Genomic DNA, 15,743 nt, shown 5'->3' with positions numbered 1-15,743 from the left:
CGCGTTGCCCGCGAGCGACCTTCGGGCGCTCGAGCACGGCATTCATGCGCGTCCTTCCTTCACCGTCGATCGGAACGGTTCAGTAGGGTGGAACCGATGAGCGACGAGCGCTATTCCCCCGATCTCGCCGGCTGGGCCGCACCGACCGCGCCCGCGACTGTGCGCGCGGTCGTCCAGGTGCCCGGCTCCAAGTCGCTGACCAACCGCGAACTCGTGCTTGCGGCTCTGGCCGACGGCCCCGGCATCCTGCGCGCACCGTTGCACTCCGACGACTCCGCACGGATGTTGGAGGCCCTCACCGCCCTCGGTGTGGGCATCGAGCGGATCGAGGGATCGGGCCCCTTCGGTGACGACCTGAGGATCACGCCCGCGACCACGGCGCCCGCCGATGTCGTCGTGGACTGCGGTCAGGCCGGCACCGTCATGCGCTTCGTGACACCCCTGGCCGGCTTCGCGCGGGGCGACGTGACCGTCACGGCGCACGAGAGCGCACTGCACCGGCCGATGGGCGAGATGATCCGAACTCTTCGCGAGATCGGCGTCGACATCGACGATGCCGGCACGTGGTCGTTGCCCTTTCTCGTGCGCGGGCGCGGGCATGTGCGCGGCGGCGAGGTGACGATCGACGCGAGCGCGTCCAGCCAGTTCGTCTCCGGCCTTCTGCTGTCGGCGGCTCGGTTCGACGTGGGTCTGCACCTGCGACACGAGGGCGGGCGTCTGCCCTCGATCCCGCACATCGACATGACCGTGGAGTCCCTCGCGCACCGAGGCGTACATGTAGAGCGCCCGGCGCCGGGCGAGTGGATCGTGCCGCCCGGACCGATCCGCGCGAAAGACATCGCCATCGAGCCGGACCTCTCCAATGCGGCTCCGTTCCTCGCAGCGGCGCTGATCACGGGCGGCGAGGTGACCGTGGACGGATGGCCCGCCCACTCCACGCAACCGGGCGCCCAGCTGCCCGAGCTGCTGGCAGCGTTCGGTGCGCGAAGCAGCCGCCGTCACGGAAGTCTGACCGTCGCCGGCGGCGACGCCATCACCGGCGTCGATCTCGACCTCTCGGCCGTCGGGGAGCTCGCTCCGACCCTCGTCGGCGTCGCGCTCCTCGCGGATGCGCCCTCCACGTTCGTCGGCATCGGTCACCTGCGCGGCCACGAGACCGACCGCCTCGCAGCGCTCGTGCACAACGTCCGCGCTCTGGGCGGAGACGCCGAGGAGCTGGACGACGGCATCCGCGTCACACCACGGCCCCTCACCGGTGGACTGTGGCGCGCGTTCCACGATCACCGCATGGCCACCACCGGCGCATTGGTCGGGCTGGCCGTGCCCGGAGTCGTCGTCGACGACATCGCCACGACGGCCAAGACCATGCCAGAGTTCCCCGAGTTGTGGCAGCGCATGCTCGCGGGCACGGAGTCCGCCGGGTGAGCTGGCTGCCCCCGGACGACGACGAGGAGGACCTCGCCTACGACGAGTCCGCCTTCCGCGCGCGCCCAAACCCCAAGGCCAACAGACCGCGCACGAAGCGCCGACCCGCCCACTCCGACGCACGCATCGCGCGCGTCCTCGGCGTGGACCGCGGTCGCTATCAGGTGCTCGTCGACGAGGACGAGCCCACGGAACGCGAGATCGTGGCCACGCGTGCGCGGGAGCTGCGACGCACCCCGATCGTCACCGGCGACCGCGCGCGCGTGGTCGGTGATGTGAGCGGCACGGAGGGCACACTCTCACGGATCGTCGGCATCGAAGATCGCACCACACTCCTCCGGCGCAGCGCCGACGACACCGACCAGGTGGAGCGCGTCGTGGTCGCCAACGCCGATCAGATGCTCGTCGTCGTGGCCGCCGCCGACCCCGAGCCGCGTGCGCGCCTGGTCGACCGCTATTTGATCGCGGCGCTCGATGCCGGGATTCGGCCGCTTCTCGTAGTGACCAAGACTGATCTCGCCGACCCCGCGCCCTTCCTGTCGCACTTCGACGGCATCGACATCGAGGTCTTCACGAGCGCCCGTGGCGAGATGCCGGTCGAACGCATCGGCGCGGCCCTGATCGGTCACTCCACCGTCTTCGTCGGTCACTCCGGGGTCGGCAAGTCCACACTCGTGAACGCGCTCGTGCCGGGGGCCAGGCGTGCGACAGGTCACGTGAACGAGGTCACCGGACGCGGGCGCCACACGTCGAGTTCGACGGTGTCGCTGCGCTACCGGGGCGACGGCGGATCGGGCTGGGTGATCGACACGCCAGGCGTGCGCTCCTTCGGCCTCGGCCACGTGGACCCGGCCAACATCCTGCGCGCCTTCACCGACCTGGCCACCGTCGCGGAGGACTGTCCGCGCGGCTGCACCCACCTGCCCGACGCGCCGGACTGCGCGATCATCGCCGCGGTCGCCGAGGGCAAGCTCGGCCCCAGCGGCGCGGCACGCCTGGACTCGCTGCAGCGACTGCTGACCACGTTCGGCGGCCGCTGAACGCCTACCCTGGAAGCATGACTCAGCTGCAGCCCGGCGACATCGCCCCCGACTTCACGCTCCACGACCAGGACGGCACCGCGGTCTCGCTTCAGGAGTTCCGTGGCCGCCCCGTCATCCTCTACTTCTACCCCGCGGCGATGACGCCCGGGTGCACGACGCAGGCATGCGACTTCCGCGACAGCCTCTCCTCGCTCACGGCTGCCGGGTACACCGTGCTCGGGGTCTCCCGCGACTCGTCGGAGAAGCTGCGGACGTTCCGCGAGCGCGACGGTCTCACCTTTCCGCTGCTGTCCGACCCCGATCACGCCGTGCACGACGCCTACGGCGCATGGGGCGAGAAGACGAACTACGGCAAGACCGTCGAGGGCGTCCTCCGCTCGACGTTCGTGATCGACGCGGACGGCCGCATCGCGCAGGCGCTGTACAACGTCAAGGCCACCGGCCACGTCGCCCGGCTCCGCAAGCTCCTCGGCATCGACGGCTGAGATCAGTCCTCGCGCCGGGCGTTCTGAGCCGCCCGGCGCGCCGCCGAGACCAGCAGCACGAGCACGATCACCGCGGGAACGCCCAGCTGCAGCCCATTGAGCGGATGTCCGTACGTCCCCGTCACGGCGCCGATCGCGACCGCGAGCACCAGCAGCTGGACCACGATGCCCCCCGAGCGCCCGCCGGATCTGCCGCGTGCCGCGGCGACGCCGAACCAGGCGACGAGCGCGGCCCCGATGAGAGTCAGCACGAGAAGAGCGATCGCCGTCGCCGGGGATGCGGTGTCGCCCTGGGCCAGCGCGACGAGCTGCCAGACCGCGAGCCCCGCGAGAGCGACGCCCTCCAGGACGACGAGTCCACCCGCAACCAGGCTCAGCAGATCGTTGCGCATGACACCTCGGGAGTTGTGGGAATGGACAGTATTCGGACGCATGCAGTTGGTGACGGGACACAAAACAACCGGTGAACCCTTGATTCACCCTGGTCACTGTGGAACCATTGACGACGTCGTGTGCTCCCACAGCGGCGTGGGGCGAGCTCAAGCTCGCACATCACACAGGGTACCGGACCCCGATCCGGGCTCTTTCACAACCCACCCGTTCTCACCATTTTCCGACGCCTGAGGAGCAACATCACATGGATTGGCGCGACAAATCAGCCTGCCTGACCGTAGACCCGGAGCTGTTCTTCCCGGTCGGTAACACCGGTCCGGCGGTCGACCAGATCGAGAAGGCCAAGTCCGTGTGCGCACGCTGCACCGTCACCGAGATCTGCCTGCAGTACGCGCTCGAGACCGGCCAGGACTCGGGCGTCTGGGGAGGCCTCTCGGAGGATGAGCGTCGCGCCCTCAAGCGCCGCGCCGCTCGCGCCCGCCGCGCCTCCTGAGCACTCCGACACCCGTCGGATTCCGCATCCGCCGTTCCTGCGCCGACAGGCGCCAGGTGTCGGCGGATGCGTCGTTCTCAGACTTCGCCTCGGTCGATGTAGCGCAGCGGGATGTCGATCGTGACCTCGGTACCGCGGCCCATGATCGTGTGCCAGTCGATGGTGCCGCCCAGTTCACCCTGGATCAGGGTGCGCACGATCTGCGTGCCCAGTCCCCGGCCCACCTGACCTTCGGGCAGACCCACCCCCGTGTCACGGACACGGACCTCGAGGTTGTGGTCGGAGCGTTCGGCGGCGATCTCGACCTCGCCCTCCTGCCCGGCGAGTCCGTGCTCGACGGCGTTCGTGACGAGCTCGGTCAGAGCGAGCGCAAGCGGGGTCGCGTACTCGCTGGGAAGCGTGCCGAAGGACCCGGTCTTGCGGGTACGAGCCCGCGTCGTGGGAGCGGCCGCCACTTCGGCGACGAGCTTCAGCACCCGTGAGAAGACCTCGTCGAAGTCGACGTTCTGCGTGAGTCCCTCGGAGAGCGTGTCGTGCACCACGGCGATCGCCGAGACGCGCCGGGTGGCGTGCGTGAGTGCGTCACGGGCCTCATCCGAGTGCGTGCGGCGAGCCTGGATCCGCAGGAGCGAGGCGACGGTCTGCAGGTTGTTCTTGACGCGGTGATGGATCTCGCGGATGGTCGCATCCTTGGTGATCAGCTCCTGATCCCGGTGGCGGAGCTCGGTCACATCACGGCACAGCACGATCGCGCCGATCCGGTTGCCGTGGTCGCGCAGCGGAATGGCCCGCAACGCCACCGTGACGCCTCGCGCTTCGATGTCGACCCGCCACGGCGCGCGGCCGGTGGCGACGACGGGCAGCGACTCGTCGAACTGCCTCTTCTCGGGGAGGATCTGCGTGATGACCTCCACGAGCGGCTCACCCTCGAGCTCGTCCTCGAATCCCATCCGGTAGAACGCGGACAGTGCGTTGGGGCTCGCGAACGTGGTGAGTCCGTCCACGTCGATCCGGATGAGGCCGTCCGACGCACGAGGCGCGCCGCGCCGCGGCGACGCGGGTGCGGCGACGTCGGGGAACTCCCCCGTCGCCACCATCCCGAACAGATCGTCGGCGCAGTCGTTGAACGTGATCTGCTGGCGGGAGGGCGTGCGGGCCTCACCGAGGTTCGTGTGGCGCGTCAGGACGCCAAGGATGCGGGCCGGAGAGTCCGCCCCGGCGCGAGCGCGGACCACGGGGACGGCGCGCACACGCGTGGGAGTCTCCTCGAACCAGTCCGGCGACGCGGAGTCGACGATCCGGCCGGTCGTGAAGGCCTCACGCACCTGGGCACGCCATTGCGGCCGGACGCGGTCGCCCACGATGTCGCGGTAGAAGAGCGTCGCCGCGCCGGAGGGACGTGTATGCGCGACGGCGATGAAGGTGTCGTCCTCCGTGGGCACCCACAGCACGATGTCCGCGAAGGCGAGATCCGCCAGGAGCTGCCCGTCGCCGGCCAGCCGGTGCAGCCACTCCACATCGGCGGGATCGGAGAAGCCGTGCGCGTAGACGAGATCGCTGAGGGTCGACACCCCTCCACCCTATGCGGAGGCGACCAATCGCTCGTGCGGACTTCGACGACCGCGGCGCTCGCGTCGGGTCGCGGTGACCGGGACCGGCGGAAGCAGCGCCTCCCCGACGATGCGCCGGATCGCCGAGACCATCGCGGACCTCCCGGCCACCTCGGCGGCGGGCCGGGCGGCGAGCATCGCCGCATCCGCCGCCCTGCGGTCCTCGGGCACGAACCACACGTCGCGGATGTCTGCATACCGCTCCAGCGTTCGGCGAAGCTGCCCGCGCGCGTCGATGCCGACGCCGCCACGACGGAGCCGGTTCACGACGACGGTCAGCGGCGTCGTTCCGATGACCGCCCGCAACTCCCCCACCGAGCGCAGGAAGCGCGCGACCGAGACCGGATCGGCGGCGAGGACCGCCACGACGTGATCCGCGGTCTCCAGCGCGGCCAGCGTCGCGGCGTTGCGGCGAGGGCCCGCGATCACATCGCTCACGATCTCCTCGTCCCGCTCCAGGGATGCGGCGACGTCGACCACGGTGTGCTCGGCCCATCCGGCGCAGGCGGCGAGCGCGGCACGCACGCGCTTGTCACTGAGCTCGGGCCACCTCGACGGGCGGTTGATACCCGTGAGCACGTCGACGTCGGCGCCGCCGAGGGGCACCGAGATGCGCTGGAGCTCGATCTCGTCCAACGCGTCCAGTTCGGCCTGGCGGCATGCGACCGCGAATCCAGGCCCTTCGTCCGGAAGACCGAGGGCCATGGCCAGGGACGGCGCATGCGCGTCCGCATCGACGAGCGCCACGTGACGGCCGCCGCGGGCGAGCTCAGCCGCGAGACCCACGGCGATGGTGGATCGCCCAGGGGCGCCGTGCGCGCCCCAGACGGCGATCAGGCGGGGCCCGGCGACGGCCGGCCGGGCGACGGCCGACGCCGACGCGGTGGCGAGGGCGGCCGCCACATCCCGCGCCGAGCCGGTCGCCGGAACGGGTGAGGCGAGACCGAAAGCCGCCGCCAGACGGGCGGCGGCCGCATCGTCGCCGAGCGGCAGGACGCGCACGCCCCGCGCGTCCGCGAGGGTGACGGTGTGAGCCGTGAGCTGGTCGACGCGCGCGGCGAGCACCAACGTGTCGGCAGTAGCGAGGAGCGCGGACAATCCCGCATCCGGTCCCTGACCGACCGCGACTGTCGCCGCGAACCTGTCCGGAGGATAGATCGCCACCTCGCGGGCCCCGTCCAACAGCAGCTGCTCCCGCAGTGCGAGGGCGGCAGGCTGCGCGAGGACGAGCACCACGCGCGTGATCACGACGCCCCCTGCGCGGGGACCACCGAGAGCGTCGCCTCACCCGCCAGCGCCGCGAGCACATCCGCCACGGACTCACGAGGAACGACGAGTTCGACGGAGGGCGCGTTGGTCGCCATCACGGAGTCGCTGCTCGCCAGCGCCGCGACCGCCGCGTCGGCGACCAGGATGCGCGGAGCCTGCCGCACCCCCTCCTCGTCGAGCGGGGCGGCCCACACCTCCACCGGCGTCCCGACCTCGACCGACGCGGGGATCGCCGTGCTGCTGGGGACGACGATGGTGGTGGTGCGGACCTCGGACGGGGCTCCCACGGCCGCCGCGGGGATGAGCTCGCCGGCCGGAATCGTGCGGGTCGCCACGGCGTCGGGGGCAGGGTGTCCCCCGACGCGTACGCACCTTCGAGCGACCCCAGGGCGACGTCGACGACGCGCAGTTCCGAGGGCGAGATGCTCTCGCCGGGTACGATCGTGCGGGTCGTCGCGTAGACGGGGACCGTCTGCCGCGACGATGCGACGACGAACCAGACGCCCGCGATCGAGACGAGCACGAGCACGACGCCGATCACAAAGCGCGCGTCCGCCCAGAGCGCGCGGGGACGCTGGCGGGGCGTGACCTGAGCTGTCATGGCGTACATGCTGACCGAGGCCGGGTCGGGCCGTCGGATCTTATCCACAGCACTCTTATCCACATGGCGCGCCGCCGCGCCGAGGTGTCGGAACGGCACCGCATAATTGAGGGCATGCCCGACACGACCCCGCCCGAGGGCCGCCTCCTCGCCCCGGCATCCGTTGCCGAGGCACTGGCGGTGTCGGTCGATGAGGTCATCGCGTTGGTGATGGAAGGAAGGCTGCGCGGCGTCCGCGTGGGCGAGAGCCGCCAGTGGCGCATCGAGGAGGCCAGCGTGTCGGATTACCTCGACGACGAAGCCGAGGACGCCCGCCGGATGGCGCTGTGGCGTCAGTCCAATGCGGCCAGTTTCCCCGAGCTCTGGGGTCACGGGCGCGTCCGCAACCCCGACTGAACTCCTCAGAGCACGTCGGCGCCCTCCCAGCGCACCCAGGACAGCGCGGTGAACGGGACCAGACGGTAACCGCGGACCGTCGCTGAACGACGCGGCTCATCGATGTCGTGCAGTGCGAGGTCCAGGTGATCCGCCCCCGCCCGGTCGATGGTCCCCGCCACAGTGCGCGTTCCCACCTGCATCGCGACGGGAACGCGTCGACGCGCGAGATCGCGCAGGACGAAGCCGATTCCCATACGTTCCGAGACGCCCACCCGCGGCGACGGATGCGGCCGGGCCGCGCGCAGGAGGTCGCCCTCTCCCACCCCGACGGCCGCCACCGCTGCCACCGGGACGAGGACGCTGCGTCGCTGCACCTCGAGTCCCATCCAATCGGCGCCGACCGCGACGAGCATCCCGGTCAGAGCATCCGCGGCGACCAGATCGACGACGAGGTCGGGGCGTTGCGTCTCATCCGTGCGGGCGAGGACGAGGAGCCTCTCACGCAGCGTGACGCGCGACAATCGCAGCCGCTCGGCCTCCGTGTCCAGGACCGCGCGCTCCGCTTCCCACTCGGCATCGAACTGCCCCTGCAGGTCTTCGAAGAAGCGTTCCCAGCGCACGCCGCGAGATTAGACCGATACCCCGCCAATCATGAGAAGTTTTCCACAAACCGTTTCTGACCTGGCCGAACTGCTCTACTGATCCCGCTCAGGATCCCCATTCATGTGAGGCCCAGATGGTTCAGATCGCCACCGGCGCGACGCGCCCCGAACGCAGCTTCATGCGCTTGTCCGCCGACTTCTTCGCGCCGCAGCCGACATCATCGTCCGAGCTGCCCGATCCCGTGCCGCTGGTGCGCAACCTCACCAACGGCGTGCTCGAGGCTCTCGCGGGGGTTCGCGACATCGATCAGCTCGCGCGATGGATGACCGAGGACACCTACCGCGCGCTTCTCACGCGTGTGAACCTCGCCACCCGCGCCCGCAGCGCGCGAGGCGTCGCCGCCGCCCGCCCCGTGCACTCGATCCTGAGCGTGCACCACTCGGAGCCCGCCGATGGCGTCGTCGAGGCGGTCGTGGTCGTCGCCGGTCCCGCACGTACCCGCGCGGTGGCCGTCCGCCTGGAGGGCATGGACCGGCGCTGGCGGGCCACGTCGCTCGCGCTCCTGTGAGAATGCTCTCATCGCCAGCGGGTTGCTGAACGCCGGTCGCGGGTGACCCGCCGGCTCCCGGACTACTGGCGGTAGGACGCCAGGAAGTTGCCGAGACGCTCGATGGCCTCCGAGATCACTCGGGCCTCCGGGAGGGTCACGATCCGCAGGTGATCCGGGGTCGGCCAGTTGAAGCCCGTCCCGGGCACGAGCAGGATGTGCTCGGCCACGAGAAGATCGTGCACGAGCTTCGCGTCGTCGCGGATCTCATGCACCTCCGGGTCCAGCCGCGGGAACGCGTACAGCGCACCGGCGGGCTTGACGCAGGACACTCCCGGAATCGCCTCCAGGCCCTCCCACGCCGCATCCCGCTGCTCGTGCAGGCGCCCGGTCGGAGCGATCAACGCATCGATCGACTGGACACCCGACAGCGCCGCCTGAACCGCGTGCTGTGCTGGGACGTTCGGGCACAACCGCGTGGATGCGAGCAGGTTGATGCCCTCGAGGAAGCCGCGCGCGTGCTGGCGAGGTCCGGTGATCACCATCCACCCGCTGCGGTACCCGGCGACACGGTAGGTCTTGGACAGGCCGTTGAAGGTGAGGCAGAGCAGGTCGGGCGCGAGCGTTGCCAGCGGGATGTGGCGGGCGCCGTCGAACAGGATGCGGTCGTAGATCTCGTCGGCCAGCAGCAGGAGCGAGTGCTCGCGGGCCAGTTCCACGATCTGTGTCAGCACCTCGCGGGTGTACACCGCCCCCGTCGGGTTGTTGGGGTTGATCACGACGATCGCCTTGGTGCGGTCGGTGATCTTGGATCGGATGTCCTCGATGTCGGGCTGCCAGCCGTTCTGCTCGTCGCAGACGTAGTGCACGGGCGTGCCGCCGCCGAGGCTCGTCATCGCCGTCCACAACGGGTAGTCCGGTGCGGGGATGAGAACCTCGTCGCCCTCGTCCAGCAGAGCCTGCATCGTCATCGTGATCAGCTCGGAGACGCCGTTGCCGAGATACACGTCGTCCGGGGTGAAAGGGGGAAAGCCCGGCTCCTGCTCATACCGGTACACGACGGCGCGGCGCGCGGACATGATGCCTTTGCTCTCGCTGTACCCGTGCGCGGAGGGGATCGCGTCGATCATGTCGCGCACGATCTGGAACGGCGCATCGAAACCGAAGACCGCCGGGTTGCCCGTGTTGAGCTTCAGGATCGTGTGCCCTTCGGCCTCGAGCCGGTCGGCCTCCACCAGGGCCTCGCCGCGGATCTCGTAGAGGACATCCTTCAGCTTCCGGGACTGATCGAGGGGGCGCAGCGAACTCATCCGATCAGGATAGTCCGGGCGGGGCCGGGCCAATCCGCATCCGCTGGCACGACTGGCGGTTCCCGCACGTCATTCGACGGTTCTCACACAATCGCCGCCGATACGGTGAAGAGGTAACACCCCGTACCCGAAGGACTCCCATGGCCGCACGCGATCATCTCGACGACACCTCCAAACGCATCATCGAACAGCTTCAGGAGAACGGGCGCCGCTCCTACGCCGAGATCGGCAAGGCCGTGGGGCTCAGCGAGGCTGCCGTGCGACAGCGGGTGCAGCGGCTGACGGATTCGGGGATCATGCAGGTCGTCGCCGTCACCGACCCGATGCGGCTCGGCTTCCACCGCCAGGCGCTCGTGGGCCTGCGCGTCAGCGGCGACAGCCGCGCCGTCGCTGCCGAACTCGAGCAGATCTCCGCCGTCGACTACCTCGTGCTCACCGCCGGAAGCTTCGACATCCTGATCGAGGTGGTCTGCGCGTCCGATCAGGACCTCGCCGATCTGCTCAACGCCCGCATCCGGACGATCCCCGGCGTCATCTCCTCGGAGACGTTCGTCTACCTCGAGGTGCGCAAGCAGTCGTTCGACTGGGGCACGCCCTGAACGAGCGAGCGCCCCGCATCCTGCGGGGCGCTCGCTTCTCTCACTTCTTCTTCGCTCTGCGCTGCGCCCGGTTCTGGGCCTCGGGCTGAGAAGCCTCGGTGCGCTGACCGAACGCGCCGCGCGGGGCTTCCGCGGCGGGCGGCGCCGCAGCGGCTTGACGCGCGCGACCCGTGGCCGCCTTCTGCACCTGGCCACGGTCGTTGCGCACCTCGACGTCGCCGTCCTCGGTGGGAGCGCTGTACTCGAGCCGCTGGCCTTCGACCGAGGGGGCGACCAAGCCCTTGGCCTCGACCTCGGTGTGCTCACCGTCCGGGCGACGCACCTCGACCTCGAGGTTGAAGAGGAATCCGACGGACTCCTCCTTGATCTGACCCATCATCGCCTGGAACATCTCGTAGCCCTCGCGCTGATACTCGATCAGCGGATCGCGCTGAGCCATCGCGCGAAGTCCGATGCCGTCCTTCAGGTAGTCCATCTCGTACAGGTGGTCTCGCCACCGGCGGTCGAGCACCTGCAGCACCACGCGGCGCTCGAGCTCGCGCATCGCCTGCTCGCCGAGCTGCTCCTCGCGGGCGGCGTACGCGATGGACGCGTCGCTGCGCAGCTCCCGCTTGAGACCGGCGGGGGTGACGCGGCCCTTCTCGCCCGCCTCGGCGACGACCTCGTCGATCGTCACGCCCACGGGGTAGACCGTCTTGAGCTCGGTCCACAGGGCGTCGAAGTCCCAGCTCTCGGTGTGCCCGCTGCCGGTGTGGTCGTCGACGATCGCATCGATCGCGTCCTCGATGAACTTCGTGACGCGCTCCTGGATGTCGTCGCCGTGCAGGATCTGGCGGCGGTCCGTGTAGATCGCCTCACGCTGACGGTTGAGCACGTCGTCGTACTTCAGGACGTTCTTGCGCATCTCGGCGTTGCGCGCCTCGACCTGGGCCTGCGCGCTCTTGATCGCGCGCGAGACCATCCCGGACTCGATCGCGACGTCGTCGGGGAAGTTGGTGCGCGCGAGGATCGCCTCGGCGGCGCCGGACTGGAACAGCCGCATCAGATCGTCGGTCAACGACAGGTAGAAGCGGCTCTCGCCGGGGTCGCCCTGGCGACCGGACCGACCGCGAAGCTGGTTGTCGATGCGGCGCGACTCGTGGCGCTCGGTACCGAGCACGTACAGACCGCCGGCCTCGACGACCTTCGTGGCCTCTGCCGCGACCGTGTCACGCACCTGCTGGTAGACCTCGTCCCACGCGGCCTCGTACTCCTCGGGGGTCTCGACCGGGTCCAGGCCCTTGCTCTTCATCTCCTGGACCGCGAGGAACTCCGCGTTGCCGCCGAGCATGACGTCGGTGCCTCGACCGGCCATGTTGGTGGCGACCGTGACGGCACCCAGGCGTCCGGCACGGGCGACGATCTCCGCCTCACGGGCATGGTTCTTGGCGTTGAGGACCTCGTGCTTGACGCCCTTCTTGGCGAGCAGACGCGAGAGGTATTCGCTCTTCTCGACGCTCACCGTGCCCACGAGCACGGGCTGACCCTTCTCGTGACGGGCAGCGATGTCCTCGACGACCTGGGCGAATTTGGCCTGCTCGTTCTTGTAGACGAGGTCGGGCTGATCCTTGCGGATCATCGGCTTGTTCGTCGGGATGGGCACCACGCCGAGCTTGTAGGTCGACATGAACTCGGCCGCCTCGGTCTCGGCGGTACCGGTCATGCCGGAGAGCTTGTCGTACAGGCGGAAGTAGTTCTGCAGCGTCACCGTGGCGAGCGTCTGGTTCTCGGCCTTGACCGGGACGCCCTCCTTCGCCTCGATCGCCTGGTGGATGCCTTCGTTGTAGCGGCGCCCGACGAGGATTCGGCCGGTGTGCTCGTCGACGATCATGACCTCGTCGTTCATGACGACGTAGTCGGTGTCGCGCTTGAAGAGCGCGAGTGCCTTGATCGAGTTGTTCAGGAACGAGATGAGGGGCGTATTGGCCGACTCGTACAGGTTATCGATGCCGAGGTAGTCCTCGACCTTCTCGATGCCGGGCTCCAGCACACCGATCGTGCGCTTCTTCTCGTCCACCTCGTAGTCGACGCCGGCCTCGAGCGTGCGCGCGATCTTCGCGAACTCCGCGAACCAGCGGTTCGCCTCACCCGAGGAGGGCCCGGAGATGATGAGCGGCGTGCGGGCCTCGTCGATGAGGATCGAGTCGACCTCGTCGACGATGGCGAAGAAGTGGCCGCGCTGCACGAGGTCTTCCTTGCGCCATGCCATGTTGTCGCGCAGGTAGTCGAAGCCGAACTCGTTGTTCGTGCCGTAGGTGATGTCGGCGTTGTACTGCTCGCGGCGGACCTCGGGCGTCTGGCCGGACACGATGGTGCCGGTGGTCATCCCCAGCGCGCGATACACGCGACCCATCAGCTCGGCCTGATAGCTGGCGAGGAAGTCGTTCACGGTGATGACGTGCACGCCCTCGCCCGCGATGGCGTTCAGGTAGGCCGCGAAGGTCGCCGTGAGGGTCTTTCCTTCACCGGTCTTCATCTCGGCGATGTTGCCGAGATGCAGCGCCGCGCCACCCATGATCTGGACGTCGTAGGGCCGCTGGCCGAGCGTGCGCTTGGCGGCCTCGCGGATCGCGGCGAAGGCTTCGGGCATGAGTTCGTCGAGCGTCTCGCCCGCCTGATAGCGCGCGCGCAGTTCCGCCGTCTCGCCGCGGAGCTCCTCGTCCGTGAGCTGCGTGTACTCCTCTTCGAGTGCGCCGACGGCTTTCACGACCTGCTGGAGGCGGCGGATGACGCGGCCTTCGCCGGCGCGGAGGAGTTTCTCGAGAGGGTTGGCCACGTGGCATCTCCATCTGTCGGGTGGGCGTGCTTCTGCCCAGTCGTGCCCGGAGTCCGGGCACACCGCCCCCATGTTATCCGTCTGTGACCTCCGAGAGCACGACGAACGACGGGTTCAAAGCCATTGCCCACCCAGTCGCCGCCGCGCGGCGCGCCGTGAGGACGCCCCGGACGTTTCCGAGTATGCATATATGCGTCCCCCGCACCTCCGAAGGAGCCCCATGTCGGTCAGGCAGTCACTGCTCGCGATCCTCGCCCAGGGCGCGTGCTACGGCTACCAGCTGCGCGCCGAACTCGAGCGGCGCAGCGGGTCGGACTGGACCGTGAACGTCGGGCAGATCTACAACACGCTCGACCGGCTCGAGCGCGATGGCCTCGTGGTCAAGGGCGCCGTCGACCCACAGGGCCACGTCTACTACGCCGCGACCGAGGCGGGCATGGCGTCCGCCTCGGCATGGTTGCTGCGCGCGCTTCCGACGGCGAGCGGTGCGCGAGACGAGATCGCGACCAAGATCGCGCTCGCGGCGACGCTGCCGGGCGTGGATGCGGGCGCCGCGGCCCGCGCGGAGCGGGATGCGGCCGCCGAGCGGCTCGCCCGCGCACGGGCGGCCGCGATCGAGGAGCACGACCTGGCGCGCTCGATCGCGCACGAGGCGCGCGTGGCTCGAGCGGAAGCAGAGTTGCGGTGGTTGGAGCGTGTCCTCGAGCGGCTGGCGGCGATCCCCGAAGCCTCGCGCGTGCAGCCGATCTCACAGTCGCGCCCGCGCCGGGGGCGCCCCGCGCGGATCGCGTGAGCGTTCGATCCGCTCACGCTGAGAACAGCCACATCCACCGCGCCTAGGATCGAGCCATGGCCGGTTTCTGGGGTAAGCGCAAGCGCGAGCAGCAGGCCGAGATCGACGCGCAGGACGCGGATCTCGCCCGTCGCGCGCAGCAGAGTCTCGTCGCCGCGGACGAGCGCATCCGCGCGACGACGGAAGAGCTCGCCTTCGCGGAGGCGGAGCTGGGCGAACGCTCGACGAAGGAGCTGCGCGAGGCGTTGCAGGCGGTGCGCACCCACCTCGGCGAGGCCTTCCAGCTGCACCAGCTCAACCACGACGAGATCCCCGACACCCCCCAGGAGCTGCGTACCCGCAACGCGCGGATCGTGCAGCTGTGCGAGTGGGCCGAGGACCTGCTCGACGACCGCACCTCCGCGCTGGCGGGCGCGGTCGCCCGCATCCGACAGGCGCCGCAGGTGCTCGCCGGCGTCCGGGCGGATGCCGAGAGGCTGCGGGAACGCGTGCCCGGCGCGCGCGAGGTGGTGGAACGTCTGCGGCAGCGATACTCTCCCGCCGCTCTCAGCCAGATCGAGAATGCCCCCGCCGAAGCGGAGCAGGTGCTGACCTTCGCCGCCCACAGCGCGGAGGTCTCGGTGCGGCGTCGGGAGGCGAATCGCGCCGAGGAGGCCAACATGGCCCTCGAAGCCGCGACGGAGGCCGTGCGGCGGGCCGAATCGCTCCTGGACGGCGTGGAGGACTTCGAGATCGAGGCGCTGCGCGCCGAGTCCACCCTCGCGGAGGTCATCGCGGACTCGCGCGACGACATCATCCGTGCCCGGTCGCTGCCGACCAATCCCGAGATCCAGCAGGCGATGACCGATTTGGAGAGGGCGCTGGCCGCGCTCCCGCCGGCAGGCAGCCCCGCCGACCCCTTCACGCAGCTCTCGCAGCTGCGCGCCGCCAACACGGCGCTGGACGAGGCGGTCGCCAAGGCACGCCGCCGTGCCGAGCACCCACTCCCAAGCCCCGCGCAAGTCCGCCACGCCGTCGACGACGCCGAGCGGCAGATCGCTGTCGCCCGCAGCCTCATCAACGGGCACAGCGGCTGGATCGGCGCCGACGCGCGCACGCGTCTGGCCGAGGCGGAGCGCACGCGACTCGAGATCGACGCCCTCCCCGATGAAGAGGACTCCCGCGAGAGCGCTCTGCAGCTCGCGCGTCGCAGCGGACAGCTCGCCAGCGAAGCACTGCAGCTTGCCCAGCGCGACATCGACTCGTCTCGCCCGCGCCACGACGATTGGGGCGGCTACGGTCGCGGCGGTCGCGGCGGCGGCATGGGCGACGCGATGGGCGGCATCCTGGGAGGCCTCGTCATCGGCGGCCTCCTAGGCGACATGTTCGACTGACGCTCT

The 15,743-nt window shown here is 69.8% G+C and carries 16 protein-coding genes; 9 read left to right on the top strand and 7 right to left on the bottom strand.

Annotation, left to right across the window (positions count from 1 at the left end):
- The first annotated feature begins 96 nt into the window (after positions 1 to 96).
- From aroA to bcp, 3 genes are read left to right on the top strand one after another with little or no spacing between them, the layout of a single operon-like run.
- Positions 97 to 1,425, top strand: coding sequence for a 3-phosphoshikimate 1-carboxyvinyltransferase (aroA, locus tag KYX17_RS11155; protein WP_243227046.1), 1,329 nt, complete (start codon positions 97 to 99; stop codon positions 1,423 to 1,425).
- Positions 1,422 to 2,465, top strand: coding sequence for a ribosome small subunit-dependent GTPase A (gene rsgA, locus KYX17_RS11150; RefSeq protein ID WP_243227045.1), 1,044 nt, complete (start codon positions 1,422 to 1,424; stop codon positions 2,463 to 2,465). Before aroA ends, rsgA begins: the two co-directional genes overlap by 4 nt.
- Positions 2,466 to 2,482: 17 nt before the next feature.
- Complete coding sequence (gene bcp, locus KYX17_RS11145; RefSeq protein WP_243227044.1) at positions 2,483 to 2,953, top strand: thioredoxin-dependent thiol peroxidase; 471 nt, start codon at positions 2,483 to 2,485, stop codon at positions 2,951 to 2,953.
- A gap of 2 nt (positions 2,954 to 2,955) precedes the next feature.
- Here the strand turns inward: bcp and KYX17_RS11140 are convergent, their stop codons facing one another.
- The gene (locus tag KYX17_RS11140) at positions 2,956 to 3,345 is read right to left on the bottom strand and encodes a histidine kinase (RefSeq protein WP_243227043.1); all 390 of its coding nucleotides are present in this window, start codon (positions 3,343 to 3,345) and stop codon (positions 2,956 to 2,958) included.
- A 245-nt stretch (positions 3,346 to 3,590) separates the two neighbouring features.
- Here KYX17_RS11140 and KYX17_RS11135 point away from each other — a divergent pair, with 245 nt between their 5' ends.
- Positions 3,591 to 3,839, top strand: coding sequence for a WhiB family transcriptional regulator (locus KYX17_RS11135; protein ID WP_121060093.1), 249 nt, complete (start codon positions 3,591 to 3,593; stop codon positions 3,837 to 3,839).
- A gap of 77 nt (positions 3,840 to 3,916) precedes the next feature.
- Here the strand turns inward: KYX17_RS11135 and KYX17_RS11130 are convergent, their stop codons facing one another.
- The 3 genes from KYX17_RS11130 to KYX17_RS11120 are packed head-to-tail and all read right to left on the bottom strand — an operon-like array spanning position 3,917 to position 7,053.
- Positions 3,917 to 5,410 (bottom strand): sensor histidine kinase, encoded by a 1,494-nt coding sequence (locus KYX17_RS11130; RefSeq protein ID WP_243227042.1) that lies wholly within the window; start codon positions 5,408 to 5,410, stop codon positions 3,917 to 3,919.
- 9 nt (positions 5,411 to 5,419) lie between these two features.
- Positions 5,420 to 6,697 (bottom strand): P-loop NTPase, encoded by a 1,278-nt coding sequence (locus KYX17_RS11125; protein ID WP_243227041.1) that lies wholly within the window; start codon positions 6,695 to 6,697, stop codon positions 5,420 to 5,422.
- On the bottom strand, positions 6,694 to 7,053 hold the full coding sequence (locus tag KYX17_RS11120) for a hypothetical protein (RefSeq protein WP_243227040.1): 360 nt from the start codon (positions 7,051 to 7,053) through the stop codon (positions 6,694 to 6,696). Before KYX17_RS11120 ends, KYX17_RS11125 begins: the two co-directional genes overlap by 4 nt.
- Before the next feature lie 380 nt (positions 7,054 to 7,433).
- Here KYX17_RS11120 and KYX17_RS11115 point away from each other — a divergent pair, with 380 nt between their 5' ends.
- On the top strand, positions 7,434 to 7,715 hold the full coding sequence (locus KYX17_RS11115; RefSeq protein ID WP_243227039.1) for an excisionase family DNA-binding protein: 282 nt from the start codon (positions 7,434 to 7,436) through the stop codon (positions 7,713 to 7,715).
- Positions 7,716 to 7,720: 5 nt separating this feature from the next.
- Here KYX17_RS11115 and KYX17_RS11110 read toward each other — a convergent pair whose 3' ends face one another.
- Positions 7,721 to 8,317 carry a hypothetical protein gene (locus KYX17_RS11110; RefSeq protein ID WP_243227038.1) on the bottom strand — a complete coding sequence of 199 codons (597 nt, stop codon included), beginning with the start codon at positions 8,315 to 8,317 and terminating at the stop codon, positions 7,721 to 7,723.
- A gap of 116 nt (positions 8,318 to 8,433) precedes the next feature.
- On the opposite strand from KYX17_RS11110, the gene KYX17_RS11105 reads away from it, so the two are divergent.
- Entirely contained in the window at positions 8,434 to 8,868 is a 435-nt protein-coding gene (locus KYX17_RS11105) for an Rv3235 family protein (protein ID WP_243227037.1), read from the top strand.
- A gap of 62 nt (positions 8,869 to 8,930) precedes the next feature.
- On the opposite strand, the gene KYX17_RS11100 is transcribed toward KYX17_RS11105, so the two are convergent.
- Positions 8,931 to 10,157 carry a pyridoxal phosphate-dependent aminotransferase gene (locus KYX17_RS11100; RefSeq protein ID WP_283818115.1) on the bottom strand — a complete coding sequence of 409 codons (1,227 nt, stop codon included), beginning with the start codon at positions 10,155 to 10,157 and terminating at the stop codon, positions 8,931 to 8,933.
- Between the two features lie 140 nt (positions 10,158 to 10,297).
- Between KYX17_RS11100 and KYX17_RS11095 the strand changes: the two genes are divergently transcribed.
- Positions 10,298 to 10,756, top strand: a complete 459-nt coding sequence (locus tag KYX17_RS11095) for an Lrp/AsnC family transcriptional regulator (RefSeq protein ID WP_243227036.1) — start codon at positions 10,298 to 10,300, stop codon at positions 10,754 to 10,756.
- Positions 10,757 to 10,796: 40 nt separating this feature from the next.
- On the opposite strand, the gene secA is transcribed toward KYX17_RS11095, so the two are convergent.
- Positions 10,797 to 13,571 carry a preprotein translocase subunit SecA gene (gene secA / locus KYX17_RS11090; protein WP_243227035.1) on the bottom strand — a complete coding sequence of 925 codons (2,775 nt, stop codon included), beginning with the start codon at positions 13,569 to 13,571 and terminating at the stop codon, positions 10,797 to 10,799.
- A gap of 220 nt (positions 13,572 to 13,791) precedes the next feature.
- Between secA and KYX17_RS11085 the strand changes: the two genes are divergently transcribed.
- Both KYX17_RS11085 and KYX17_RS11080 read left to right on the top strand, forming a co-directional pair.
- Entirely contained in the window at positions 13,792 to 14,364 is a 573-nt protein-coding gene (locus KYX17_RS11085; RefSeq protein ID WP_243227034.1) for a PadR family transcriptional regulator, read from the top strand.
- Positions 14,365 to 14,420: 56 nt separating this feature from the next.
- Positions 14,421 to 15,737, top strand: a complete 1,317-nt coding sequence (locus KYX17_RS11080; protein ID WP_243227033.1) for a hypothetical protein — start codon at positions 14,421 to 14,423, stop codon at positions 15,735 to 15,737.
- Positions 15,738 to 15,743 lie beyond the last annotated feature (6 nt).

Source organism: Microbacterium sp. CIAB417 (assembly GCF_022788845.1).
This window is presented reverse-complemented; position numbering and strand designations above follow the sequence as displayed.

Coding starts and splice junctions, on each gene's coding strand:
- KYX17_RS11095 (WP_243227036.1), top strand. CDS start 10,298: ATGGCCGCACGCGATCATCTCGACGACACCTCCAAACGCATCATCGAA.
- KYX17_RS11115 (WP_243227039.1), top strand. CDS start 7,434: ATGCCCGACACGACCCCGCCCGAGGGCCGCCTCCTCGCCCCGGCATCC.
- KYX17_RS11085 (WP_243227034.1), top strand. CDS start 13,792: ATGTCGGTCAGGCAGTCACTGCTCGCGATCCTCGCCCAGGGCGCGTGC.
- KYX17_RS11135 (WP_121060093.1), top strand. CDS start 3,591: ATGGATTGGCGCGACAAATCAGCCTGCCTGACCGTAGACCCGGAGCTG.
- bcp (WP_243227044.1), top strand. CDS start 2,483: ATGACTCAGCTGCAGCCCGGCGACATCGCCCCCGACTTCACGCTCCAC.
- KYX17_RS11140 (WP_243227043.1), bottom strand. CDS start 3,345: ATGCGCAACGATCTGCTGAGCCTGGTTGCGGGTGGACTCGTCGTCCTG.
- KYX17_RS11105 (WP_243227037.1), top strand. CDS start 8,434: ATGGTTCAGATCGCCACCGGCGCGACGCGCCCCGAACGCAGCTTCATG.
- KYX17_RS11100 (WP_283818115.1), bottom strand. CDS start 10,157: ATGAGTTCGCTGCGCCCCCTCGATCAGTCCCGGAAGCTGAAGGATGTC.
- KYX17_RS11080 (WP_243227033.1), top strand. CDS start 14,421: ATGGCCGGTTTCTGGGGTAAGCGCAAGCGCGAGCAGCAGGCCGAGATC.
- aroA (WP_243227046.1), top strand. CDS start 97: ATGAGCGACGAGCGCTATTCCCCCGATCTCGCCGGCTGGGCCGCACCG.